This is a genomic window from Alistipes sp. HGB5, from assembly GCF_000183485.2.
GTDB classification, from domain to species: domain Bacteria; phylum Bacteroidota; class Bacteroidia; order Bacteroidales; family Rikenellaceae; genus Alistipes; species Alistipes finegoldii.
In genome coordinates this window covers 1-23,875 of sequence record NZ_AENZ01000086.1, presented here as the reverse complement: position 1 = coordinate 23,875, position 23,875 = coordinate 1, and the positions used below count along the sequence as shown (strand labels likewise).

The 23,875-nt window shown below is 63.0% G+C and carries 20 protein-coding genes; 16 read left to right on the top strand and 4 right to left on the bottom strand.

Features of this window, described 5'->3' with window-relative positions; genetic code table 11:
• The first annotated feature begins 53 nt into the window (after positions 1-53).
• The 8 genes from rsmH (at position 54) to HMPREF9720_RS14385 (ending at position 9,892) form a co-directional block, all read left to right on the top strand.
• Positions 54-965, top strand: coding sequence for a 16S rRNA (cytosine(1402)-N(4))-methyltransferase RsmH (gene rsmH, locus HMPREF9720_RS14420; protein WP_039940886.1), 912 nt, complete (start codon positions 54-56; stop codon positions 963-965).
• Between the two features lie 52 nt (positions 966-1,017).
• On the top strand, positions 1,018-1,533 hold the full coding sequence (locus HMPREF9720_RS14415; protein ID WP_009599150.1) for an FtsL-like putative cell division protein: 516 nt from the start codon (positions 1,018-1,020) through the stop codon (positions 1,531-1,533).
• 6 nt (positions 1,534-1,539) lie between these two features.
• Positions 1,540-3,804 carry a penicillin-binding protein gene (locus HMPREF9720_RS14410; RefSeq protein ID WP_009599098.1) on the top strand — a complete coding sequence of 755 codons (2,265 nt, stop codon included), beginning with the start codon at positions 1,540-1,542 and terminating at the stop codon, positions 3,802-3,804.
• Positions 3,805-3,957: 153 nt separating this feature from the next.
• Positions 3,958-5,415: a UDP-N-acetylmuramoyl-L-alanyl-D-glutamate--2,6-diaminopimelate ligase gene (locus HMPREF9720_RS14405; RefSeq protein WP_009599120.1), complete on the top strand. Its 1,458-nt coding sequence runs from the start codon at positions 3,958-3,960 to the stop codon at positions 5,413-5,415.
• Between the two features lie 16 nt (positions 5,416-5,431).
• Positions 5,432-6,676, top strand: a complete 1,245-nt coding sequence (gene mraY, locus HMPREF9720_RS14400) for a phospho-N-acetylmuramoyl-pentapeptide-transferase (protein WP_009599171.1) — start codon at positions 5,432-5,434, stop codon at positions 6,674-6,676.
• 2 nt (positions 6,677-6,678) lie between these two features.
• Positions 6,679-8,028, top strand: a complete 1,350-nt coding sequence (gene murD / locus HMPREF9720_RS14395) for a UDP-N-acetylmuramoyl-L-alanine--D-glutamate ligase (protein ID WP_009599136.1) — start codon at positions 6,679-6,681, stop codon at positions 8,026-8,028.
• Positions 8,029-8,032: 4 nt separating this feature from the next.
• A complete protein-coding gene (locus HMPREF9720_RS14390; RefSeq protein WP_009599084.1) occupies positions 8,033-9,493 on the top strand; it encodes an FtsW/RodA/SpoVE family cell cycle protein in 1,461 nt (486 codons plus the stop codon).
• Positions 9,494-9,499: 6 nt separating this feature from the next.
• Complete coding sequence (locus tag HMPREF9720_RS14385) at positions 9,500-9,892, top strand: RNA-binding S4 domain-containing protein (RefSeq protein WP_009599111.1); 393 nt, start codon at positions 9,500-9,502, stop codon at positions 9,890-9,892.
• 290 nt (positions 9,893-10,182) lie between these two features.
• On the opposite strand, the gene pth is transcribed toward HMPREF9720_RS14385, so the two are convergent.
• Both pth and HMPREF9720_RS14375 read right to left on the bottom strand, forming a co-directional pair.
• Complete coding sequence (gene pth, locus HMPREF9720_RS14380; RefSeq protein WP_009599113.1) at positions 10,183-10,746, bottom strand: aminoacyl-tRNA hydrolase; 564 nt, start codon at positions 10,744-10,746, stop codon at positions 10,183-10,185.
• An 11-nt stretch (positions 10,747-10,757) separates the two neighbouring features.
• The gene (locus tag HMPREF9720_RS14375; RefSeq protein WP_009599152.1) at positions 10,758-11,327 is read right to left on the bottom strand and encodes a 50S ribosomal protein L25/general stress protein Ctc; all 570 of its coding nucleotides are present in this window, start codon (positions 11,325-11,327) and stop codon (positions 10,758-10,760) included.
• 206 nt (positions 11,328-11,533) lie between these two features.
• On the opposite strand from HMPREF9720_RS14375, the gene HMPREF9720_RS14370 reads away from it, so the two are divergent.
• The 8 genes from HMPREF9720_RS14370 (at position 11,534) to leuB (ending at position 20,547) form a co-directional block, all read left to right on the top strand.
• The gene (locus HMPREF9720_RS14370; protein WP_009599118.1) at positions 11,534-12,094 is read left to right on the top strand and encodes an RNA polymerase sigma factor; all 561 of its coding nucleotides are present in this window, start codon (positions 11,534-11,536) and stop codon (positions 12,092-12,094) included.
• The gene (locus tag HMPREF9720_RS14365) at positions 12,091-12,414 is read left to right on the top strand and encodes a hypothetical protein (RefSeq protein ID WP_009599099.1); all 324 of its coding nucleotides are present in this window, start codon (positions 12,091-12,093) and stop codon (positions 12,412-12,414) included. The genes HMPREF9720_RS14370 and HMPREF9720_RS14365 overlap by 4 nt, the downstream gene beginning before the upstream one ends.
• A gap of 13 nt (positions 12,415-12,427) precedes the next feature.
• Entirely contained in the window at positions 12,428-14,095 is a 1,668-nt protein-coding gene (locus HMPREF9720_RS14360) for a GIN domain-containing protein (RefSeq protein ID WP_009599137.1), read from the top strand.
• 344 nt (positions 14,096-14,439) lie between these two features.
• The gene (locus HMPREF9720_RS14355; RefSeq protein ID WP_009599102.1) at positions 14,440-15,960 is read left to right on the top strand and encodes a 2-isopropylmalate synthase; all 1,521 of its coding nucleotides are present in this window, start codon (positions 14,440-14,442) and stop codon (positions 15,958-15,960) included.
• A gap of 1 nt (position 15,961) precedes the next feature.
• Positions 15,962-17,338: a 3-isopropylmalate dehydratase large subunit gene (leuC, locus tag HMPREF9720_RS14350; RefSeq protein ID WP_009599154.1), complete on the top strand. Its 1,377-nt coding sequence runs from the start codon at positions 15,962-15,964 to the stop codon at positions 17,336-17,338.
• A gap of 12 nt (positions 17,339-17,350) precedes the next feature.
• On the top strand, positions 17,351-17,944 hold the full coding sequence (gene leuD / locus HMPREF9720_RS14345; protein WP_009599091.1) for a 3-isopropylmalate dehydratase small subunit: 594 nt from the start codon (positions 17,351-17,353) through the stop codon (positions 17,942-17,944).
• 10 nt (positions 17,945-17,954) lie between these two features.
• The gene (locus HMPREF9720_RS14340) at positions 17,955-19,496 is read left to right on the top strand and encodes an alpha-isopropylmalate synthase regulatory domain-containing protein (protein ID WP_009599096.1); all 1,542 of its coding nucleotides are present in this window, start codon (positions 17,955-17,957) and stop codon (positions 19,494-19,496) included.
• Positions 19,486-20,547, top strand: a complete 1,062-nt coding sequence (leuB, locus tag HMPREF9720_RS14335; protein WP_009599112.1) for a 3-isopropylmalate dehydrogenase — start codon at positions 19,486-19,488, stop codon at positions 20,545-20,547. Before HMPREF9720_RS14340 ends, leuB begins: the two co-directional genes overlap by 11 nt.
• A gap of 369 nt (positions 20,548-20,916) precedes the next feature.
• On the opposite strand, the gene thrC is transcribed toward leuB, so the two are convergent.
• Together thrC and HMPREF9720_RS14325 are read right to left on the bottom strand one after the other, a co-directional pair.
• Positions 20,917-22,206, bottom strand: a complete 1,290-nt coding sequence (gene thrC / locus HMPREF9720_RS14330) for a threonine synthase (RefSeq protein WP_009599086.1) — start codon at positions 22,204-22,206, stop codon at positions 20,917-20,919.
• Positions 22,207-22,221: 15 nt separating this feature from the next.
• The gene (locus HMPREF9720_RS14325; protein WP_009599107.1) at positions 22,222-23,148 is read right to left on the bottom strand and encodes a homoserine kinase; all 927 of its coding nucleotides are present in this window, start codon (positions 23,146-23,148) and stop codon (positions 22,222-22,224) included.
• Positions 23,149-23,875 lie beyond the last annotated feature (727 nt).

Sequence of the window (23,875 nt, the reverse complement as noted above, 5' to 3'; positions counted from 1 at the left end):
TTTTTCGAAAAATCCCTAACTTTACACCCAAATCGACCTTGTCAGCAACGAATATGTCTCAGTATCATACACCTGTCCTTCTGAAGGAGTCCGTCGACCTGCTCGCCGTAGACCCTGCGGGCACTTACGTGGACCTCACTTTCGGCGGGGGCGGCCATTCGCGCCGCATCCTCGAAAAGCTGGGTCCCGGCGGGAGACTCTACGCTTTCGATCAGGACCGCGACACGCGCGCGAACTGTCCCGACGACGGGCGGTTCCACTACGTCGAGAGCAACTTCCGCTTTCTGCGCGGGGCGCTGCGGCTGCGGGAGGTGGAGCAGGTGGACGGCATTTTGGCCGATCTGGGCGTCTCGTCGCACCATTTCGACGCCGTAGAGCGGGGTTTCTCGTTCCGGGGCGAAGCGCCGCTGGACATGCGCATGAACCAGCGGGGCGCGCTGACGGCGGCCCGCGTCGTGAACGGCTATCCGGCCGACGCGCTGACGCGCCTGCTGGGAGAGTGGGGCGAGCTGGAGACCCCGTGGAAAATCGCCAACTGCATCGTCCGGGCACGGGAAGCCGCACCGATCGAGACCACGGCGCAGCTGGTCGAGGCCGTGAAGCCCTGCACCCCGAAAAAAGACGAGTCGAAGTTCCTGACCAAGCTTTTTCAGGCGCTGCGCATCGAGGTCAACGGCGAAATGGAGGCGCTCAAAATGGCGCTGGAGCAGAGTCTCAAGGTACTGCGTCCCGGCGGGCGGCTGGTCGTCATCTCGTACCACTCGCTCGAAGACCGGCTGGTCAAGAACTTCCTGCGCAGCGGAAATTTCTCAGGCTCGGTGGAAAAAGACTTTTTCGGACGCGCCCTCACGCCGTTCGAGATCATAACGCGCAAGGCCGTGGTCCCCACGGCCGAAGAGTTGGAACGCAACCCCCGGTCGCGCTCGGCCAAGCTGCGCGCGGCCGCAAAACGGGAGAACGAATAACGGAGGGCGGAGGCCGCCGCGAATCATTCAACGACAAAAGCAGCAGAGAAGGATGTTCAAGGACCACGAATTCGACCCGGTAACCCCCGAAGAGGAGGCCCGCCGCAGGCAGGAGGAGGAATTCGCCCGCCGCGTGCGGCGCGAAGTGCTGCGCATCGAGCGGGGCGAAGCCGACGAGGACATCCGCGCCGACATGGAACGCGAAGAGGAGGAGAAGGCCGAAGAGGAGGAGCGCCAGCGCCGGGAGCGCCGCCGCAAGGCCAGCACCTTCTGGCAGCTCTTCTCAGGTACGATCCTCGTCCACGAGGGAGTCTCGAAATACTATCCCTACATGCTCTCGATCGCGGGCATGTTCTTTTTGAGCATCGCCGTGATGTTCACCACCCTGCATCTGGACATGAAGTACTCGCGTCTCGAACGCGAAGTGCAGATACTGCGCGAACGCTCGATCCGCCTGCAGGAACAGCGTTACCGCCGCACCACCCACTCGGCCATCGTCGAGCGGCTGCGCGAACGCGACATCGAGCTCACCGACCCGCCGGCGCCGGGCGAAATCATCGAAAACTGACGGACGATGAAAGAGGAACGTTCGAAGATCAAAAGCGACATTCTGCTGCGGGTACGGCTGCTTTACGTGCTGTTCATACTCGCCGGGGCCGTCGTGCTCGGACGATTGGTCTGGGTGCAGCTCTTCAGTTCCGAAGTGGCCTACAACGCCGAACGGCTGGCCAGCCGCATCTTCACCGAGGAGACCATTCCGGCGCAGCGCGGCAGCATCCTCTCGCGCGGCGGCGCGCCGCTGGCGACCTCGATCTTCCGCTATCAGGCCGCCTTCGACTTCGCTTCGCCGGGTCTCGATTCGCTGAAAACCTTCCGCGAACAGAGCGACTCGCTGGCCAAACTCCTCGCGGCGTTCTTCCGGGACAAGTCCGCCGCCGAATACAGCCGCAAATTCCGCGAGGAGCACGCCCGCCACTACCGGCTCGTCAACGGACGCGACACGACCTACCTGCGCTCCGAAGGGTGGTTCTCGCGCCTGATGGACCGTCTGCGCGGCGAAGAGTTTGCCACGCGCCGCATCTACGACACCATCCGCGACCACACGCCCGTCAATATCTTCCCCCGCGAAGTGGACTACGCCGAATGGCAGACCCTGCGGCGTTATCCGCTGCTGAACTGGAACATGGGCATGGTCTACCGGCTCGTCGAACGCGACCAGCGGGTCTACCCGCAGGGCGAACTGGCGCGCCGCACGATCGGACTGACGGGCGACAAGGGCAATTACGGCCTCGAGGAGGCCTACCGCGAAGAGCTTGCGGGCCGCGACGGCAAAGCCTTGCGGCAACGCATCGCCAGAGGCTTCTACGGCCGCGTCGCGGGCGGCGGCCACGAGGACCCCGAAGACGGCTACGACGTGGTGACCACGCTCGATCTGGACCTGCAGGACGTCGCCGACAAGGCGCTGCGGCGCCAGCTCGAAGCCCAGAACGCCATCTGGGGCACGACGATCGTCATGGAGGTCCATACGGGCGAAATCCTCGCCATGGCCAATCTGGGCCGGGCGGGGACCGAAGGGGCGTTTTACGAACGCGAGAATTACGCGCTGGGGCGCAGCATGGAGCCGGGTTCGACCTTCAAGCTGGCGACGATGCTCACGCTGCTCGACGACGCCGACATGTCTCCCCAGACCGCCTACGACACCCACAACGGCGACCCGGTGACCGTAGGCCCGGCCAAGAATATCCGCGACTCGCACCGCGGCGACCACGTCATCGACTTCCGCCGCGCCGTGGCTTCGTCGTCGAACGTCTACTTCGCCAAGGCGATCTGGGAGCGTTACGGCATCACGGGCAAGAAGCAGGAGTACAGCGACTTCCTCCACGAAAAACTACGTCTCGGACAGACCGTCGGACTGGAACGGCTGGGCGAGCGCGCCCCGTCGATCACCACCGACTGGAAAGTTCCCGATCCGGGCGTCATGCTGGTCAAGATGAGCTACGGCTACCGCGTGCGGCTGGCTCCGATCCAGATGATCACCTTCTACAACGCCATCGCCAACGGCGGCAAAATGATCTCACCCGTGCTGGTGCGCGAACTGCGGCGCGGCGACCGCGTCGAGGAGCGGTTCGAAAGCCGCACCCTCGCCTCGTCGATCTGCTCGCGCTCGGCGCTGCGCGAGGTGCAGCGGTGTCTCGAACTGGTCTGCACAGAGGGTACCGCCAGCCTCTATTTCAGGGACACCGCCCGGCTGCGCGTGGCCGCCAAGACCGGCACGGCGCAGATCACCGACGCCCGCAGCCGCGAAGGCCGCTACTACCTCGGCTCGATGATCGCCTACTTCCCGGCCGACAATCCCCGCTACACGGTGCTGACGACCATCGAAACCCGTGCGCAGGCCGGCAAGGCCTATTACGGAGGTCCGCTGGCGGGTCCGGTCGTCAAACGCATGGTCGATTACATCTACAACCGCAACCGCGACTGGTACGGCCGCGTCGAGCGGCACGGCCCGCGCCGCCACCCCGACCGGATCAAGGGCGGCGACATCGCCCAGATCCGCCGCGTGGCGGACAAGCTTTCGCCCCGCGCTTCGTTCGACCACCGCACGGGCTGGGGCCGCGTGCAGGTGGACAGCCTTTCGAACGTGGTCATCACGAGCCTTCCGGCCGAAACGGGCACGATGCCCGACGTGCGGGGCATGGGACTCAAGGACGCGCTGTTCGTACTCGAAAGCCGCGGCCTGAAGGTCCGCTTTTCGGGCCGGGGAGCCGTCGTCCGGCAAAGCGTCGCTCCCGGAGCGCGCATCACGCCGGGCGCGACGGTCGCCATAACGCTGAACTAAGATGAAAGAACTGACGATATTCACCCCGGCGCCGCGCCGCAGGGAGACTTTCCCGGCTTCCGGACGCGTTCGCGGAAGCGCCTGCGCTCCGAATTCCGCGGACCGCGGCGACAAAGACGCCCAAGGGGCGAATACGACAAAAGACAACGGTTTATGAAAACACTGAAAGAACTTCTCCGAAATACCCCCGTCACGGCGCTGCACGGCGACGATTCGGCCGCCGTCGCCGGGTTGGTTTACGACTCGCGTGCCGTCGGGCCGGGCGACTGCTTCTTCGCCGTGCGCGGCACGCAGAACGACGGGCACGACTTCATTCCCGCCGCCGTCGCAAAAGGCGCCGCCGCAGTCGTCTGCGAACGCCTGCCCGAACAGACCGCCGCAGACGTCGTCTACGTCGCGGTGCCCGACGCCGCAGGCGCGCTGGCCGACATGGCCGCGGCGTTCTACGACCACCCCAGCCGCGCGCTGAAACTCGTCGGCATCACCGGCACCAACGGCAAGACCACGACCGTGACGCTGCTGTACGACCTCGTACGGGCGTTGGGTCATAAGGCGGGACTGATTTCGACCGTGGTCTACAAGGTCGGCGAACGCACCGTCGGAGCGACGCACACCACGCCCGACCCCGTGCGGCTCAACGCCATGATGCGCGAAATGGCCGACGAGGGGTGCGAGTACTGCTTCATGGAGTGTTCGTCGCACGCCATCGTGCAGGAGCGCACGCGCGGGCTGCACTTCGCGGGCGGCATCTTCTCGAACATCACCCACGACCACCTCGACTACCACAAGACCTTCGCCGAATACATCCGCGCCAAGAAACTCTTCTTCGACTCACTCTCAAAAGAGGCCTTCGCGCTGACCAACGCCGACGACAAAAACGGCCGCGTGATGGTGCAGAACACCGCCGCGGCCATACACACCTACTCGCTGCGCTCGATGGCCGACTTCCGCTGCAAGATCGTCGAAATGCACCCGGACGGCATGCTGCTGCGCATCGACGGACAGGAGGTATGGGTCGGGCTGGTGGGCCGCTTCAACGCCTACAACCTGCTGGCCGTATACGGCGCGGCGGTTCTGCTGGGCTTCGACCGCGGCGAAACGCTGCGCGCGGCGAGCATGCTGCACCCGGTCAGCGGCCGCTTCGAACTGGTCCGGAGCGCAAACGGCGTCACGGCCGTCGTCGATTACGCCCACACGCCCGACGCGCTCGAAAACGTGATCCGCACCATCGAGGAGATCCGCACCCCGGCGCAGAAGCTGATCGTCGTCTGCGGCTGCGGCGGCGACCGCGACCGCACCAAGCGGCCCGAAATGGCGCAGATCGCCGTGCGGTACGCCGACACGGCCGTCTTCACGTCGGACAATCCGCGCCACGAGTCGCCCGAAGCGATTCTCGACCAGATGGCGGCGGGACTCGAACCCGGCGCGCGCTTCCTGCGCATCGCCGACCGCGCCGAAGCCATCCGCACGGCGGTGATGCTCTCGCAGCCGGGCGACATCCTGCTCGTGGCGGGCAAGGGCCACGAAACCTATCAGATCGTCGGCGACGTGAAACACCCCTTCGACGACCGGGAGGAGGTCCGCAAAGCCTTCGATTCATTCGGCAAATAAAAACCCAACGAACAATATGCTCTATTACATCTTCAAGTATCTGGATGAAGCCTACAACCTGCCCGGTTCGGGCATGTTCCAGTACATTTCGTTCCGCGCCGCGGCGTCGATCATCCTCGCGCTGCTGATCGTCATCATTTTCGGCCGCAAGATCATCGACTTCCTGCGCCGCAAGCAGATCGGCGAGGAGGTCCGCGACCTCGGTCTGGAGGGACAGCTCCAGAAGCGCGGCACCCCCACCATGGGCGGCGTGATCATCCTGCTGGCGATTCTGGTTCCGATCCTTCTGCTCGGACGGCTCGACAACATCTACATCCAGCTGATGATCGTCTCGACCGTATGGCTGGGACTGATCGGCGGACTGGACGACTACATCAAGGTTTTCCGCCACAACAAGGAGGGGCTCAAGGGCCGTTTCAAGATCGTGGGACAGGTCGGGCTGGGCATCATCGTCGGCACGACGATGTGCGTGTCGCAGGAGATCGTCGTCCGCGACAAAGTCGTACAGCCCGTACAGACGGTCTACATGAACGAGGACGGCTCCGTGCTCGAAACCGTACACCGCAACGTGGTCCTCAGCTCCGAAAGCCTCAAGACCACCCAGACGACCATTCCCTTCATCAAAGACAACGAATTCGATTACGGCTGGCTCACGGGCGGCAATACGACGATGACGTGGCTGCTCTACGTGCTGGTCGCCATCTTCGTGGTGACGGCCGTCTCCAACGGCGCCAACCTCACCGACGGACTCGACGGTCTGGCCACGGGGGTCTCGGTGCCGATCGTGGCGGTGCTGGGCGTACTGGCCTATCTCTCAGGACATATCGTATACGCCGACTACCTCAATATCATGTACATCCCCGACAGCGGCGAACTGGTCGTCTTCGCCGCGGCGCTGGTCGGCGCGCTGGTCGGCTTCCTTTGGTACAACTCCTTCCCGGCGCAGATCTTCATGGGCGACACCGGCTCGCTGTCGATCGGCGGCATCATCGCCGTCTTCGCCCTCTGCATCCGCAAGGAGCTGCTGCTGCCGCTGCTGTGCGGCGTCTTTCTGGTCGAAAGCTTCTCGGTGATGATGCAGGTCGGCTACTTCAAATACACCAAGCGCAAATACGGCGAAGGCCACCGCCTGCTGCTGATGGCTCCCGTACACCACCATTTCCAGAAGAAGGGACAGTTCGAGACCAAGATCGTCCTGCGTTTCTGGATCATCTCGCTGCTGCTGGCGGCCATCACCCTCGTAACGTTAAAGATCCGGTAATCATGAAAAAGATAGCAGTGCTGGGCGGCGGCATCAGCGGATACGGCTCCGCGATCCTCGCCAAGAAGAAAGGGTTCGACGTCTTCCTCTCCGATGCGGGACGGATCGCCGACCGTTACAAGGCCAAGCTCGACGTTTGGCAGGTGCCCTACGAAGAGGGCGGCCATACCGAAGAGCGCATCCTCGACGCCGCGGAGGTCGTCAAGTCGCCCGGCATCCCCGAAACGGCGCCGCTGGTGCGAAAACTCCGCGCCGCAGGCATTCCCGTGATCTCCGAAATAGAGTTCGCAGGCCGCTACACGGGCCGGGCGAAGTGCATCTGCATCACCGGCTCGAACGGCAAAACCACCACCACGTCGCTCATATACAAGATCATGCGCGACGCCGGGATGCGGGTCGCTCTGGGCGGCAACATCGGCGAGAGCTTCGCCTACTCGGTCGCCACGGGCGATTACGACTGGTACGTGCTGGAGCTAAGCTCGTTCCAGCTCGACGGCATGTACAAGTTCCGGGCGCATATCGGCGTGCTGATGAACATCACGCCCGACCACCTCGACCGCTACGACCACTGCTTCCAGAACTACGCCGATTCGAAGATGCGCATCACGCAGAACCAGACTTCGCGCGACTATTTCGTCTATTCGGGCGACGACGAAGTGATCTGGCAGCAGCTTCCGAAATACGACCTGCGCATGAAGCAGCTCCCCTTCGCGGCGAAAAATGCCGTGGCCAGCGGCGCGGGAGACGCTTTCCTCTGCGACTGCAAATTCACGGCGGCCGTCGGAAAGGCCTCGGTCGAGATCGACACCGCGAAACTGCAGATCAAGGGCCTGCACAACGCCTACAACGCCATGGCGGCGGCGCTCGCAACCCTCGCGGCGGGAATCGCTCCGGCGGCGATCCGCCGTTCGCTTTACGGCTTCGCGCCCGTCGAGCACCGGCTCGAACCGGTCAGGGAGAGCGGCGGCGTGCTGTGGATCAACGACTCGAAGGCCACCAACGTCGATTCGGTCTACTATGCGCTCGAAAGCATGAAACGCCCCGTGGTGTGGATCGCCGGCGGTACGGACAAGGGCAACGATTACGGGCCGCTCAAGGATTTCGCCCGCGAGAAGGTGCACACGCTCGTCTGCATGGGCATAGACAACGCCAAACTGCTCCGGGAGTTCACGGGCGTCGTGCCCGAAGTGATCTCCACCGATTCGCTCGACGCCGCGATGACGGCGGCCAAAGCCGCCGCACGGCCCGGCGACGCGGTGCTGTTGTCCCCGGCCTGCGCAAGCTTCGACCTTTTCAAAAATTACGAGAACCGCGGCGAGCTGTTCAAGGCGTGGGTAAACGAAAAGGCATAAGGCGATGAAATTCGGCGAACGGAAACAGACACAGGGCGCGCAGCAGGCGCAGGAACCTTGGTCGGAAACGGCCGGGAACGCTCCGCGCACGGCCGGAGCGGCGGCCGCAGAGACTGCTCCGCACGGTAGCGAGGGGCGGGGCGGCCGGGGCAAGAGCCGATCCGGAGCCGAGTACGGGACCGCTGCGGACGAGGAAAACCCGCAGGCGGCGAACGCGTGCGGCGAAACGGCCGAAAAGCCCAAATTCAGGCTTTTCACGGGCGACCGCGTGTTGTGGATCATCATCGCGGTGCTGGCGGTGGTTTCGGTGCTGGTGGTCTACTCCTCGACGGCCAAAATGGCTTACGACGCCCACACGGCCCGCACCACGGCGCATTTCCTGCGCCAGCAGCTGATGATCCTGATCGTCAGTCTCGTCGTGATGGTCGCCGTGCAGAAGATCAACTGCCGCATCTACAACCTCTTTTCGCGCCCCGTCTACATCCTTTCGGTCCTGCTGACCGTCGCCGTCTACTTCATCGGCGCCACGACCAACGGCGCCGCCCGCTGGATTCCGCTGGGACCCTTCCAGTTCCAGCCCTCCGAAGCGCTGAAGGTCGCCACAGTGCTCTTCCTCGCCAGCCAGCTGGCGGGACGCCAGTCGAAGATCGACAAAATCCGCATCGTGCCGTCGCTCAGGTTCTGGACATGGCGTTCGTCGCGCGAACAGCGCCGCATCTGGCGCGAAGGGACATGGCCGATCCTGATGCCCGTGGTCGTCTCGTGCACCGTGATCTTCCCGGCCCACACCTCGTCGGCCGTGCTGGTGTTCCTCGCCTCGTGGGTGATGATGCTCATCGGGCGCGTCCGTTTCGGCGAACTGATGAAGCTCGTCGGGCTGGCCTGCGTGGGCATCGTCCTCATTATGACGCTCAACCTCGGCCGCAGCGAAACCGCCGAAGGGCGCGTCTCGACATGGATACACCTCTGGACCCGTTCGCAGACCGACAAGCCGATCGAACACCTCACCGACACCGAGCGTTCGATGATCGCCATCTACAACGGCGGCATCTTCGGTGAGGGAGCCGGACAGAGCGCCATGCGCGTGGAGATGATCCACCCCGAAAGCGACTACGCCTACGCCTTCTTCGTCGAGGAGTACGGCATCGTGCTGGCCATCGCGCTGCTGATGCTCTATCTGTGGATCTTCTTCCGCGGAATCGAAATCTTCCGGCGGTGCGGCACGGCCTTTCCGGGACTGCTGGTGCTGGGACTGGCGCTGCTGATAACCTGTCAGGCGCTGCTGCACATCATGGTGACGGTAAACCTGATCCCCGAAACGGGGCAGACGCTGCCCCTGATTTCGCGCGGCGGCTCCTCGACGCTCTTCACCACCATCGCTCTGGGCATGATCCTCAGCGTCAGCCGTCAGAACGACGAACAGTCGCACGACACGCCCCGCAGCGAATCCATTTATGAAAAGTAACGACCTATGGACGACATCAGACTGGACAAATACCTCTGGGCCGTGCGGGTGTTCAAGACCCGCAGCGACGCCGCAGACGCCGTCCGCAACAACAAGGTGACCGTGAACGGCGCCTACGCCAAACCTTCACGCGAAGTCAAGATCGGCGACGTGATCGCCGTACGCCGGATGCAGGTGACCTATTCCTACAAGGTCCTCGACCTCGTGTCGAGCCGCCAGCCGGCCAAGAACGTTTCCCTGTACTGCCTCAACGTCACGCCGCAGGAGGAGCTGGACAAACTCAACGTTCCGCGCGAGACCGTCTTCGTATTCCGCGACCGCGGCACGGGCCGCCCCACCAAGAAGGAGCGCCGCGAGCTGGACGGCCTGATGGACGAACTCTATTACGACGAGGAGTAGGCGCACACCCCGCTGCGGGGCCGCGACATGCCGGCAACGGCTATCCGCCGCCCAAGACGCCGCCCGAAGGCGGCAGGCCGGCCATTCCGCCAACCGCCCGACGCTCCGCCCCCGAAATCACGCCGCATTCGCCGTGTCCACACCGCACGGCGCGATTTCCACGGCGAAACTGCCGAAAACGACAAGATTCCTGCGGAATACACAAAAACGAAAAACCGGGCCTTTCCGTGCAAGCACGAAGGCCCGGTTTCCCGTTTCATATGCCGGCAGGCATCTATTCTTGTTTTCGGCTACTTCTTGTTGAAGAAGTTCATCGTCCGCTCCACGCCGATCGTGGCGAACGACAGAATCGCGTCGCAGAAGACTTTGAGCCGTTCGGGCATCGCCTTCCGGTCCTCTTCGCTCCACTCGCCCAGCACGTAATCGACCTGATGCCCCTTCGGGAAGTCGCCGCCCACGCCGAAGCGCATCCGGGCGAAATTCTCCGTTCCCAAGAGTTCGGCAATATTCTTCAGGCCGTTATGCCCTCCGGCGCTCCCCTTCGGGCGCAGCCGCAGCGTACCGAACGGCAGTGCGATATCGTCCGAAACGACCAGCAGATTCTCCGGGGCGATCTTTTCGGCCTCCATCCAGTAGCGGACGGCCTTGCCCGAAAGATTCATATAGGTCGAGGGTTTGAGCAGAATCAGCGTGCGGCCCTTGTGTTTCACTTGGGCCACATCGCCGTAACGCGCCGTGGTAAAAACAGCGTTGGACGCCTCTGCGAGGGCGTCCAACACATTGAATCCGATGTTGTGTCGGGTCCCGGCATATTCGGCGCCGATATTTCCCAGCCCAACAATAAGATATTTCATACGCTACCGGACTAATCCTGAGCCGCAGCGCCGCGCGAAGCACGGGTTACGCGAACGGCGCAGACAGCGGTAGTTGCGGGAGTAACGAATTTCAGGTTCTCGAACTTGAGGTCGCCCACGAAGATCGTCTTGCCGACGCCCAGCGTGGTCACGTCTACGACCAGTTCGTCGGGCAGGTTCTCGACCAGCGCGCTGACGACCAGCTTGCGGGCCGACAGAGCCAGCTTACCGCCGACCTTCACACCCTCGGCGTTACCCGTCAGGCGTACCGGAATCGCGATCGAAACGGGCTTGCCGTCGGCGATACGGTAGAAGTCGAGGTGCAGGATCTGCTCGCGGACGGGGTGGAACTGAGCCTCACGCAGCACGGCCTGCTCCTTCTTGCCGTCGAAATCGAACTCGACGATGTAGGAGTTGGGGGTGTAGATCAGGGGTTTGATCTCGCGGGGGTCCACCGAGAAGGCGACCGACTCGCCGTGGCCCGACAGTACGCAGGGAACCATGCCCTCGCGGCGTACGGCCTTGGCTGCTTTCTTGCCGTACTCTTCACGCTTTACGGCCTTTACAGAAATGGTTTTCATTGCAATTTGTTTTTAATGTGTTACCTTGGGCGGTTCTCAGCGAGACCTCGCGGGCCGCACCCCAATTCCGCCTGTTTCGGAGCGCAAAGATAAGCCAAATTATCAAGAATCAAAAACCGGACGCGGAAAATTCGCCATCGGAGCAGAAAAATTTCGGATTCGGATTTAACTTTCGCACCTTTGATGCGTCTTATTGACAAACCCTCATGGAGACGACCCGCGACATATCGGCAGAAGAGCTTGCGGCGCTGCGCGACCCCGGCGCCCGGCACGGGGCCTTCGACCGGCTGGTCGGGGCGTACCTCCGTCCGCTTTACTGGCATGCGCGGCGGCTGGTGGTGGTCCACGAAGACGCCGAGGACGTGGTGCAGGAGACCTTTGTCCGGGCATACGACAGGATCGGCACCTTCCGGGGCGGGAACGACGAGATAGGGGCATGGCTCTACCGCATCGCCACGAACACGGCCCTGACGCTGCTCCGGCGGCGCAAAACGGGACTGTTCGCCTCGCTCGACGAAGTGAGCCGGACACTGGCGGGCCGCGTGGCGGAAGAGTGCGGCGAGGACGCCGACCAAATGCAGGTGCGTTTCCAGCAGGCCGTGCTGGAACTGCCGCTCAAGCAGCGTCTGGTCTTCAACCTCCGCTATTACGACGGGATGTCCTACGGACAGATAGCCCGCGTGCTGGGACAGCGCGAACAGACGCTCAAGGTCAATTACCACTATGCAGTACAGAAACTGAAAGAAAAACTAACGCAGGAAATATGAACCGTGAATTTGAAAACAGCGGCCGGGAAATGCCTTACCGCCTCCCGCCGCAGAGTCTCGAAGCGCTGCACGAGCGCATCCTCAGCCGGACCTCCCGCCGCCCGGCATCACCTCCCCGGACCGTCCGCAGATACTGCCTGACGGCCGCCGCCGCGGCTGCCGTGCTCGTCATGGGCCTGCTCGTTACCGAATACCGCACCCGCAGGGCCGACACACCGGCCCCGGACCTCGAACAGATGCTCGCCACGACCCCGGCCGAGACGCTGCGACAGGCCGCCGCGGAGAATTACGACGACATCCTTTACAACCAGCAACTCTAAAAACATTTCAGCTATGAAACATATCCTGCTTTTCCTTTGCGCCCTGCTGTTCGCCCTGACGGGAAACACCGCACCGGCCTGCAACGAACCGGAACAACTGCTGGCCGAGGCCCGCACAGCGACGAACGCCGCGGGGAGCGTCTCCTCCGGCGAAATGGAACGCGCCATGGCCGAAGCCCGGCGGACCATGGAGACGACCGGCCGGGAGATCGAACGCGCCGTGGCCGAAGCGCGCCGTGCGACGGAGCTCTCCGACCGTGAAATCGCGCGCGCCGTAACCGAAGCCCGGCAGGCCATCGATGCGGCGGAACGCATCGACTTGGCCAACCAGTCGCTCGAAGAGCTGAACAAGGCGGCCCGCGAACAGATCGTCCGCGAGCTGGGGCTGAGCACCCGCCAGCGCAGGGAATTCGAACCGATCTACAAGGCCTACCGCGAAGCGCTCGACAAAGCCGTCGACGCCCGTGCGGGCGCTTCCGGCGCCGACGAAGCCACGCAGAAAAACAGCCTGAAGGCCAAACTCTCGAACATCGCCGCCACGGCGCAGGTCAAGCGCGACTATGTGGACAAATTCGCCGCCGTGCTCACCGCCGAGCAGATCCGCCGGCTCTACAACACCGAAGGCGAGATCGGCACCAACATCAAGCGGGCCGCCTTCGACCGGAGCAGCCGCACCCGCAGCGGACGGCTCAAAGGCAGCGGACGCATGGTGACGCAGGACTGGGGCAAGGCAGGCGACTATACGGGCATCTCGGCCGCAGCGTTCTTCGACATCACCGTCAGCCCCGCGGCCAAAACCATCAGCGTGACGGCCGACGACAACGTCATCGACTATCTGGTGCTGGAGCGCGACGGCGGGAAGCTGAAATTCCGCGTCAACGCCAACAGCACGGAAAACATCTCGGTCTCGGTCACCGTTCCCGCATCGGCCTCGCTGCGCGAAATATCGGCAGGCTCCTACGGCAAGGTGAACTGCAAAATGCCGCTGAAAGGTCCGTCGGTTTCGGTCTCCGTATCGAGCTACGGATCGGTGAGCGCCGACATCGACACGCCCGGCGCCGCGAAACTCGACGTGTCGAGCTACGGCAAATTCGCAGGCTCGGTGCGCTGCAGCGACGGCGAGCTGCGGATTTCGAGCTACGGATCGGCGCAGGCTCCCGTGGAGTGCCGCAACAGCTGCAAACTGACAGTGGGCAGTTACGCCAAATTCTCGAACGACATCAAAGCCTCCGACCTCACGGTCGAGGTCAGCAGCGGCGCCAGCGTCGGCAGTACGCTGACCGCCGACGCGCTGACGATGCGCATCGACAGCTACGCCAAATTCTCCGGCACGGTGACGGTAAACGCCCGGCAGGCGAAGCTGACCGTCAGCAGCGGCGGCTCGTTCAACGGGACATTCAGCGGCAGTTCGCTCGAAGCGAGCGTCGGAAGCTACGGCAAAATCTACCTGAAAGGCGCGGCGCAGGTCGCCGACGCCACGGTCCGGGTCTCGTCGGGCGCGAATTTCTCGGCCCCCGAACTGCGGGTCTCGGATTACGACCTGACGGTGTCGAACTACGCCAAAGCCGACGTCTGGTGTTCGGGCCGTCTGAAAATCAACGCTTCGACAGCCGCCAAAGTGACGTACGGCGGTCCCTGCACGGTCGAAACCGTCTCCGACAACATCCAGCGCAGAAAGTAAATGCCAACAACCATAAGCGTATTTACGGAAACGGGCCGCTCTTCGGGGAGCGGCCCGTCGTTTTTCCCCGCTTCCGGCTCGAATCCGGCCTTCGGAAGAGATTTCCCGCAACAAATCGGCGGCCGTGCGACAAATTCCGAAAGGTTATAATCCGTAAGCGCTCCCGGCCCAAAGCCGCCGGACTTTCGCCGGATGCTCTCCCCCGGCGCCGAATCTGTAATGAAAACCCCGCCCGAACGCACTCCGGCGCGGGCGGCGCGGCAAACGAAACTTGCGCAGAATGAAGGGATTCGGAAATATTTTTAATATATTTGTTGCCAAGGTTAGTTAGATCAAGTCCTATTATGTGCGAAAAACTTTTTATTTTCGACACCACGCTCCGCGACGGCGAGCAGGTGCCGGGCTGTCAGTTGAACACCACCGAGAAGATCGAAGTCGCCAAACTCCTCGAAAGTCTCGGCGTGGACATCATCGAAGCGGGATTCCCGATTTCCAGCCCCGGAGACTTCAACTCCGTACTTGAAATTTCGAAGGCCGTTTCGGCCCCGACGATCTGCGCGCTCACCCGCGCCGTGAAAAAAGACATCGACGTCGCCGCCGACGCCCTGCGGCTGGCCAAGCACAAGCGCATACACACCGGAATCGGCGTATCGCCCCAGCATATCTACGACAAACTGCGCTCGACGCCCGAAAAGATCATCGAATCGGCCGTCGAGGCGGTGAAATACGCCAAGCGCTACGTCGAGGACGTCGAGTTCTACGCCGAAGACGCCGGGCGCGCCGATCCGGAATACCTCGCCCGCGTGATCGAAGCGGTCATCGCGGCCGGCGCCACAGTGGTCAACATTCCCGACACCACGGGCTACTGCCTGCCCGGCGAGTACGGCGCGAAGATCAAATACCTCGTCGATCACGTCTCCAACATCGACCGGGCGATCATCTCGACCCACTGCCACAACGATCTGGGCATGGCTACGGCCAACACCCTGAGCGGCATCCTCAACGGCGCGCGGCAGGCCGAGGTGACGATCAACGGCATCGGCGAACGCGCGGGCAACACCTCGCTCGAAGAGGTGGTGATGACCCTGCGCTGCCACAAGGAGCTGAACGTCGATACGAACATCGACGCACAGCTCATCACCAAGGCTTCGCACCTCGTGTCGAGCCTGATGAACATGCCCGTCCAGCCCAACAAGGCGATCGTCGGCCGCAACGCCTTCGCCCACTCGTCGGGCATCCATCAGGACGGCGTGCTGAAAGACCGCCAGACCTACGAGATCATCGACCCGCAGGACGTCGGGCTCAACCAGTCGGTCATCGCCCTGACGGCCCGCAGCGGCCGCGCCGCGCTCGTGCACCGGCTCGAACTGCTCGGCTACAACCTCACGCAGGAGGAGACGGACGACACCTACGCCAAGTTCCTCGAACTGGCCGACAGGAAGAAGGAGATCCACGATTACGACCTGCTGTATCTGGTGGGCGACATCGACCGCATGAAACAACAGTCCCTGTCTCTCAAATTCCTGCAGGTGACCACCGGAACGCTCGTTCCGACGGCGACCGTGGTGCTGAAGTTCGGCGACCACGAACGCATGGCCATCGCCACGGGCAACGGTCCGGTGGATGCGGCCGTATCGGCCATCAAGACTCTCATCAACGAGAAGGTCGTGCTCACGGAATTTCTCATGCAGGCCATCACCAAGGGGTCGAACGACGTGGGCCGCGTACACGTGCAGGTGCAGTGCGGCAGCCGCACGGTCCACGGATTCGCCGCACATACCGACACCACACGGGCGTCGATCGAAGCGTTCCTCGACGCGCTGCGCATACTGAACGTAACCGAACGCAAGGAAAAGGAGGCGTAAGATGGGAAAGACTCTTCTGGACAAAATATGGGATGCGCACACCGTGCGCACCGAAGACGGGGGACGCTGCGTGCTCTACATCGACCGGCAGTACATCCACGAGGTGACGTCGCCCGTGGCTTTCGCCGGACTCGAACGACGCGGCATCGGCGTGGCGCGCCCGGCGCAGATCACGGCGACGGCCGACCACAACATCCCCACCGTCGACCAGCACCTGCCGATCGCCGAGCCGGAATCGCGGCGGCAGGTCGAAGCGCTGGCGGCCAACTGCGCCCGGTTCGGCATCGAGCATTTCGGCGTGGGCGACCCCCGGCAGGGCATCGTGCACATCATCGGTCCCGAACTGGGCTTCACCCAGCCGGGCATGACCATCGTCTGCGGCGACAGCCACACCTCGACGCACGGGGCGCTGGGCGCCGTGGCGTTCGGCGTGGGGACGTCGGAGGTCGAAATGGTCTTCGCCAGCCAGTGCATCATCCAGTCCAAGCCGCGGAGCATGCGCATCACCGTGGACGGGACGCTTCGGCCGGGCGTCGAAGCCAAGGACATCATCCTCTACATCATCTCCCGGCTGACCGCTTCGGGCGGCACGGGCTATTTCATCGAATTCGCCGGCGACGCGATCCGCTCCCTCTCGATGGAGGGGCGCATGACCGTCTGCAACATGAGCATCGAATGCGGGGCGCGGGGCGGCATGATCGCCCCCGACCAGACCACGTTCGACTACCTCCGCGGCCGCGAACGCGCGCCGCAGGGCGCCGCTTTCGACCGGGCCGCGGCCCGCTGGCGCGAACTTTACAGCGATGCCGACGCGGTTTTCGACAAGGAATACCGCTTCGACGCCGCCGACATCGCCCCGATGATCACCTACGGCACCAACCCCGGCATGGGGATGGCCGTCGATGCGGCGATTCCCGCCGACGCCGACGACAAGGCGTTGAAATACATGGGATTCGAATCCGGCGAAACGCTGCAGGGCAAACCCGTCGATTACGTCTTCGTCGGCAGCTGCACCAACGGCCGCATCGAGGACCTGCGCCTTTTCGCACGGCTGGTCGAAAGCCGCCGCAAGGCCGACAACATAACGGCGTGGATCGTCCCCGGCTCGAAAGGCGTCGAAGCCGCCGCAAGGGCCGAGGGACTGGACCGGATTCTGGCCGACGCGGGATTCGAACTCCGCCAGCCGGGCTGTTCGGCCTGTCTGGCGATGAACGCCGACAAGATTCCGGCGGGCAAATACTGCGTTTCGACCTCGAACCGCAATTTCGAAGGGCGTCAGGGTCCGGGCGCACGGACGATGCTTTCGGGCATCGCGGTGGCCGCCGCCGCTGCCGTCTGCGGGCGCATCGAAGACCCGCGCAAGGTGTTTGAAATGTAAAAGTCAAGAAAAATGTCCATACCCAAATTCGAAACTTTCACGTCGGGGGCGGTGCCCGTCCGCACGGAAAACATAGATACCGACCAGATCATCCCGGCGCGCTTTCTCAAAGCCACCGAGCGCAAAGGCTTCGGCGACAACCTCTTCCGCGACTGGCGTTACGACGCCGAGGGTCGGAAGGTCGCTTCGTTCCCGCTCAACGACAGCCGCTACGAAGGCCGCATACTGGTCGCAGGCCGCAACTTCGGGTGCGGCAGTTCGCGCGAACACGCCGCATGGGCCATCGCCGACTACGGCTTCCGCGTCGTGGTGTCGAGTTTCTTCGCCGACATCTTCCGCAACAACGCCCTCAACAACGGTCTGCTGCCGATCACGGTGAGCGACAACTTCCTCGCGGCGATCTTCGCCGCCATAGCCGACGATCCCGCGGCCCGTTTTACGGTCGATCTGGAGGGGCAGACGCTGACCGCCGAAGCCACGGGCCGCAGCGAACGGTTCGAGATCGACGCCTACAAGAAACGCTGCCTGCAGAACGGCTACGACGACGTGGATTATCTGTGCAGCATCTCCGACCAGATCCGACGGTTCGAAGCCGCCCGAAAATAGCCCCGCGACGATGCTTCCCCCGGTCGAAATAATGGATACCACGCTGCGCGACGGCGAGCAGACGTCGGGCGTTTCGTTCAACGCCCGCGAAAAGCTCTCCATCGCCCGGCTGCTGCTGGAGGAACTGCGCGTCAGCCGCATCGAGATCGCTTCGGCGCGGGTCTCGCAGGGCGAGCAGGAGGCCGTGCGGCGCATCGCCGAGTGGGCCGCCTCCAAAGGCTATTCGGACCGCATCGAGGCGCTGGGATTCATCGACGGCGGCATATCCCTCGACTGGCTCGGCGACGCCGGATGCCGCGTTGTGAACCTGCTGACCAAAGGGTCGCTCAAGCACTGCCGCGAGCAGCTCCGCCGCACGCCCGAAGAGCACCTCGGCGACATCCGCGCTACGATCGACAAGGCCGTCGCGCGGGGCATGCGGGTAAACATCTATCTGGAAGACTGGTCCAACGGCATGCAGCATTCGCCGGAGTACGTCTACGCCATGCTCGACGCACTGGCCGACGCCCCCGTGCAGCGTTTCATGTGCCCCGACACGCTGGGCGTGCTCGATCCCTACGCCACCGAACGGTTCTGCGGCGATCTGGTGCGGCGCTATCCCCGCCTGCGCTTCGACTTCCACGCCCACAACGACTACGATCTGGCCGTCGCCAATACCGCCGCGGCCGTGAAAGCCGGATTCCACGGGGTCCACGTCACGGTAAACGGGCTGGGCGAGCGGGCCGGGAACGCACCGCTGTCGAGTACGGTCGCCGTCCTGCACGACCGCCTGCACCGCGCCACCGGCATCGACGAGACGAAGATCAACCACGTCAGCCGCATGGTCGAGACCTACACCGGCATCCGCATTCCCGCCAACCGCCCGATCGTCGGCGAAAGCGTCTTCACGCAGTGCGCCGGCATCCACGCCGACGGCGACAACAAGAACAACCTCTACTTCAACGAACTGCTTCCCGAACGGTTCGGCCGCGTCCGCGAATACGCCCTCGGCAAGACTTCGGGCAAGGCCAACATCATGAAGAACCTCGAAACGCTGGGCATCGACCTCGACGAAGCCTCGATGCGCAAGGTGACCGAACGGGTCGTGGAGCTGAGCGACAAGAAGGAGCTGGTGACCGCCGAGGACCTGCCCTACATCATTGCCGACGTACTGCGTTACGATCTGGCCGAAAATCCGGTCCGCATCCTCAACTACAGCCTTTCGCTGGCGCAGGGGCTGCATCCCGCGGCTTCGCTCAAGATCGAGATCAACGGACGGGAGTACGAGCAGACCTCGGCCGGCGACGGCCAGTACGACGCCTTCATGCGGGCGCTGCGGCAAATCTACGAGCACCAGCTCCGGCGCGAGTTCCCGATGCTGCGCAACTACACCGTCTCGATCCCGCCCGGCGGCCGCACCGACGCCTTCGTGCAGACCATCATCACGTGGGAAATGGGCGGCAAGGTATTCAAAACGCGCGGTCTGGATGCCGACCAGACCGAAGCCGCTATCAAGGCGACGATCAAAATGCTGAACATAATCGAAACAAACTATAACGACCATGAATGTTAACATAGCCCTTTTAGCCGGCGACGGCATCGGTCCTGAGATCATCGCGCAAGCCGTCAAGGCGCTGGACCACGTCGCCCGGAAGTATGCGCACAACTTCACCTACCGCGAAGCGCTGGTGGGCGCCTGCGCCATCGACGCCACGGGGGATCCCTACCCGGAGGAGACGCACAAAATCTGCCGCGAAGCCGACGCCGTGCTGTTCGGCGCCATCGGCGACCCCAAATACGACAACGACCCCAAAGCGCCGGTACGCCCCGAACAGGGGCTGCTGCGCATGCGCAAGTCGCTGGGACTGTTCGCCAACCTGCGCCCCATCGCGCTCTTCGACACGCTGGCCGACCGCTCGCCGCTCAAGGCCGAGGTGGTGCGGGGCACCGACTTCGTCTGCGTCCGCGAACTGACGGGCGGCATCTATTTCGGACGGCCGCAGGGCCGCGACGAAGGGGGCGACCGGGCCGTGGACACCTGCACCTACTCGCGGCAGGAGATCGAGCGCGTGCTGCACGTGGCGTTCCGGCTGGCCATGAGCCGCCGCCGTCACCTGACGGTAGTCGACAAGGCCAACGTCCTCGAAACCTCGCGCTTCTGGCGCGAGATCGCGCAGCAGCTCGCACCCCAATACCCCGAAGTGGAGCTGGACTTCATGTTCGTGGACAACGCCGCGATGCAGATCATCCGCCAGCCGACCCATTTCGACGTGATCGTCACCGAAAACATGTTCGGCGACATCCTCACCGACGAAGCCAGCGTCATCAGCGGCTCGCTGGGCATGCTTCCGTCGGCCAGCGTGGGGTCCGAAGTCGCGCTTTTCGAGCCGATCCACGGCTCCTACCCGCAGGCCGCAGGCAAAAACATCGCCAACCCGATGGCTGCGATCCTCTCGGCCGCCATGCTGCTCGAACATCTGGGGCTGACCGCCGAAGGGAGCGCCGTCCGCGACGCCGTAAACCGGGCGCTCACCGAAGGGATCGTCACCGAGGACCTCGCCGCACAGGGCGAACGGCGCTATTCGACCTCCGAGGTCGGGGATTTCATCGCCGCGCATATTTAGCCGGGAACCCCGCACGCAAAAGGAGAGTCACGCACACAAAAAGGGAATTCCGCACGCAACCCGGAAATCCCGCACAAAGAAAGGGCTGCAACCGCCGCGTTGCAACCCTTTTTCAATTCCATTCTTCCCGCCGTTTCGGGGCCGGGAGTCGGCTCGGCTCCAAACCGGCCCGACCATAACCGAACATCGCCAGTCCCTGCCGCGCAGTTCCGGAACACGGTCTCGCCGCAGCGGACAGTTCCGGAAGGGGACGGATTCCGCCATCGCGCCGCCCGCTATCCGCCTGCCGTAGAACCGTCACCGGCAAATCACCGGCATGTCATTCGCCCGTCATCGGCACCGAAACACCAGCGGGGACCGCCGCGAATCTCACACTCCGGCGACGTACTCCTCCAGCGCCCCAAGATCCACCGCCATCGGCTCCGAAACCCGCGGACGCTTCACCAGTTCCGCAAGGCGCGGAGGCAACGGCACCTTCGCCCCGGTCACGGGCGAAATGACCTCGCCGAACTTGGCCGGATGGGCCGTCGAAAGGTAAAACCCCGGCCTGCCGCAGGCCACGGAAGCCGCATAGCCCACGGCGCTGTGCGGATCGGACAGATAACCGTAATTCCGGTACAGCCCGTCGATCGTACGGCGGATCATGGCGTCGTCGCACCGGAACCCCAGCAATTCGCCGCGCAGGGCGTCCGCATCGCCGCCGCACAGCCACATCATCCGCTCGAAGTTGCTCGGCGCTCCGACGTCCATCGCATTGGCCAGCGTCCGCACCGACGGCCGCGGACGGTAATCGCCCGTCCGCAGGAATTCGGGCACCACGTCGTTGGCGTTCGACGCCGCGACGAATCCGCCGAGGGGCAGCCCCATGCGGCGCGCCAGCATGCCGGCCGAGAGGTTGCCGTAGTTGCCGCTCGGCACCACGACCACCGGATTTTCGCCGCCCGACGCCTGCCGCCACCGGAAATACCCGTAGAAGTAATAGAACGCCTGCGGAATCCACCGCAGCAGGTTGATCGAATTGGCCGACGACACGCGGTGTGCGGCCCTGAAAGAGCTGTCGGCGAACAGCTCCTTGACCAGCCGCTGGCAGTCGTCGAAGGTTCCGCCCACGCGCAGCGGATGGATATTGCCTCCGAGCGCGGTCATCTGGCACTCCTGCAGGCGGCTGATCTTCCCTTCGGGATAGAGCAGCACCACCTCGACGCCCGGCACGTCGTAAAAACCGTGCGCCACGGCGCTGCCCGTATCGCCCGACGTCGCCGTCAGGATCACCAGCTTTTCATCCGCGCCGCCCAGCAGGCCGACCATGCGGCCCATGAATCCGGCGCCGAAGTCCTTGAACGCGAACGTCGGGCCGTGGAACAGCTCCAGCGTATAGCGGCTGCCGACCGGACGCAGGGGAACCTGAAAATCGTAGATGCGGTCTATCTCGCGCTGCAAAATCCCGCGGTCGATATCTTCGCCGAAGAACAGTGCGGCCAGATACCCCGCCAATGCGGCATAGGACTCCCCGGCCAGCCGCTCCGCGACCGCCATATCCGCCTGCGGAATACGTTCGGGGACGAACAGTCCCCCGTCGGGCGCCAGCCCCGCCTCGACGGCTTCGCGCAGCGAACAAGGCCGTGCAAGTGCTTTGTCTCTCGTGCTGTAGTATTTCATGGTTTTCGTCTTTTCTTATTCTTCGATTCGCGCACCGCGGTTCGACACGCGGCCCGCATAGATGTTGCAGCCGATTCCCAGCCCGGCGAAATGGCTCTTCATCCGCTCGGCGACCCGTTCCGACACCGACCCTTCGGCGGCCAGCGCAAAGACCGAAGGTCCCGATCCGGCGATGTTCATGGCCAGAGCACCTTCGGAGAGCACCCCCTCCTTCAAACGGTCGTAACCGGGAATGAACCCCTTGCGGTAAGGCTCCGCGACGACGTCGTGCATCGAGCGGCCGATCAGCGCCACGTCGCCCAGCGCCAGTCCGGCGACAAGTCCGCCGACGTTGCCCCACTGCGTGACGGCATGCGCCATCGGAATCTCGCGGGGCAGCACCTCGCGCGCCTCCTTGGTGCCGACCACAATGTCGGGATGCGCCACGGCGTAGAAAAAGTCGTCGGGTACCGGCAGGCGGATGATGTCCAGCGGCCCGTATCCGCGGATCAGCACCACGCCGCCCAGCAGGGCCGGCCCGACGTTGTCGGCATGGGGCGTGCCGCCGATCAGCGCTTCGCCCATCATGGCGAACTCCACCAGCCGTTCCGCCGCAAAGGGGCGGCCCAGCAGTTCGTTCAGCCCGTAGACGGCGGCGGCCGACGAGGCGGCGCTCGATCCGATGCCGCTTCCGGGAGCTATCTTTTCGAGAATCGTGATCTCGACCTGCACGGGCTTTCCGTACGCTTCGAGCATGGCTGCGACGGCCGGGGTTATGACGTTGTCTTCGGGTTTTTCGGGGAGTCTCTTCCCGCTCTCGTTGCGGATCGCAAGCCCGCTCGCGCCCGCTTCGGCGGCGACCTCGATCCGGTCGCCCACGCCGTCGAGCGTCAGGCCCATGATGTCGAAGCCGCAGCCCAGATTCGCCACCGTTCCGGGGGCGAAAACCTTGATATGTTTCATGGTAAAATCTTCTTTGAATTAAACTGCCTATGACTGAAAATCCGGGTTTCCGCCCCGGCAGCCTTGGCCGGGTGTGCATACGGAAATGCTTCTGACGGAAAAAACAAACTAAACCCCCACAGGGGTTGTAGTAGCGGCAGTCGTGAAGATAACGGAGAGGGCGGCATACGTCGTCGGAGCGCAGGTGTTCCCGCACTCTCCGAACATCGTATGATTCCGTTTCATATCCATCAGGGACAAATATAAAACAAAAAAATTTAATATCCAAATCAGGTAACGATTTGTAAGATGCTTTCCAAATAATCCGCAAGGGTTTTACAGCGAAATGAATAGCACAAAAAGGCCGCATACACCTATAATAATATAAAAACCGTAATATATTACAAAGACACAGGACCACAAATCCCGCACAAATCGGCCTAAAACAGGTTTTAAGGCCAAAAACCGCGGTTTCAAATTGTAAGCAAATGAGGAATACGACCTGAAAACAGCAACCACAGAGAACGATCTGCTTCCGGAATATCACATTATTAAATTTCTTTAGGAATTTATTTGTACGTCTGATTTTATATACTTATCTTTGAAACGGAACAAACACAGAAATCCGGCCATGACCGCTCTGAATCATTCGAACAATAACGTCATTAATCTGCTGCTCGTCGTCACTACAGGATAACGGGAGAAAGGTGATGCGTATATTCGAAAGATTATAAAAAAAGCTCTCTCG

What these genes read in the sequence shown, in the direction of transcription:
- rsmH (WP_039940886.1), top strand. Translation starts at nt 54, where the DNA reads ATGTCTCAGTATCATACACCTGTCCTTCTGAAGGAGTCCGTCGACCTG.
- HMPREF9720_RS14375 (WP_009599152.1), bottom strand. Translation starts at nt 11,327, where the DNA reads ATGAAAACCATTTCTGTAAAGGCCGTAAAGCGTGAAGAGTACGGCAAG.
- HMPREF9720_RS14405 (WP_009599120.1), top strand. Translation starts at nt 3,958, where the DNA reads ATGAAAACACTGAAAGAACTTCTCCGAAATACCCCCGTCACGGCGCTG.
- thrC (WP_009599086.1), bottom strand. Translation starts at nt 22,206, where the DNA reads ATGAAATACTACAGCACGAGAGACAAAGCACTTGCACGGCCTTGTTCG.
- HMPREF9720_RS14385 (WP_009599111.1), top strand. Translation starts at nt 9,500, where the DNA reads ATGGACGACATCAGACTGGACAAATACCTCTGGGCCGTGCGGGTGTTC.
- pth (WP_009599113.1), bottom strand. Translation starts at nt 10,746, where the DNA reads ATGAAATATCTTATTGTTGGGCTGGGAAATATCGGCGCCGAATATGCC.
- HMPREF9720_RS14360 (WP_009599137.1), top strand. Translation starts at nt 12,428, where the DNA reads ATGAAACATATCCTGCTTTTCCTTTGCGCCCTGCTGTTCGCCCTGACG.
- mraY (WP_009599171.1), top strand. Translation starts at nt 5,432, where the DNA reads ATGCTCTATTACATCTTCAAGTATCTGGATGAAGCCTACAACCTGCCC.
- HMPREF9720_RS14370 (WP_009599118.1), top strand. Translation starts at nt 11,534, where the DNA reads ATGGAGACGACCCGCGACATATCGGCAGAAGAGCTTGCGGCGCTGCGC.
- HMPREF9720_RS14355 (WP_009599102.1), top strand. Translation starts at nt 14,440, where the DNA reads ATGTGCGAAAAACTTTTTATTTTCGACACCACGCTCCGCGACGGCGAG.
- leuC (WP_009599154.1), top strand. Translation starts at nt 15,962, where the DNA reads ATGGGAAAGACTCTTCTGGACAAAATATGGGATGCGCACACCGTGCGC.
- HMPREF9720_RS14410 (WP_009599098.1), top strand. Translation starts at nt 1,540, where the DNA reads ATGAAAGAGGAACGTTCGAAGATCAAAAGCGACATTCTGCTGCGGGTA.
- HMPREF9720_RS14415 (WP_009599150.1), top strand. Translation starts at nt 1,018, where the DNA reads ATGTTCAAGGACCACGAATTCGACCCGGTAACCCCCGAAGAGGAGGCC.
- HMPREF9720_RS14390 (WP_009599084.1), top strand. Translation starts at nt 8,033, where the DNA reads ATGAAATTCGGCGAACGGAAACAGACACAGGGCGCGCAGCAGGCGCAG.
- murD (WP_009599136.1), top strand. Translation starts at nt 6,679, where the DNA reads ATGAAAAAGATAGCAGTGCTGGGCGGCGGCATCAGCGGATACGGCTCC.
- leuD (WP_009599091.1), top strand. Translation starts at nt 17,351, where the DNA reads ATGTCCATACCCAAATTCGAAACTTTCACGTCGGGGGCGGTGCCCGTC.
- HMPREF9720_RS14365 (WP_009599099.1), top strand. Translation starts at nt 12,091, where the DNA reads ATGAACCGTGAATTTGAAAACAGCGGCCGGGAAATGCCTTACCGCCTC.
- leuB (WP_009599112.1), top strand. Translation starts at nt 19,486, where the DNA reads ATGAATGTTAACATAGCCCTTTTAGCCGGCGACGGCATCGGTCCTGAG.
- HMPREF9720_RS14325 (WP_009599107.1), bottom strand. Translation starts at nt 23,148, where the DNA reads ATGAAACATATCAAGGTTTTCGCCCCCGGAACGGTGGCGAATCTGGGC.
- HMPREF9720_RS14340 (WP_009599096.1), top strand. Translation starts at nt 17,955, where the DNA reads ATGCTTCCCCCGGTCGAAATAATGGATACCACGCTGCGCGACGGCGAG.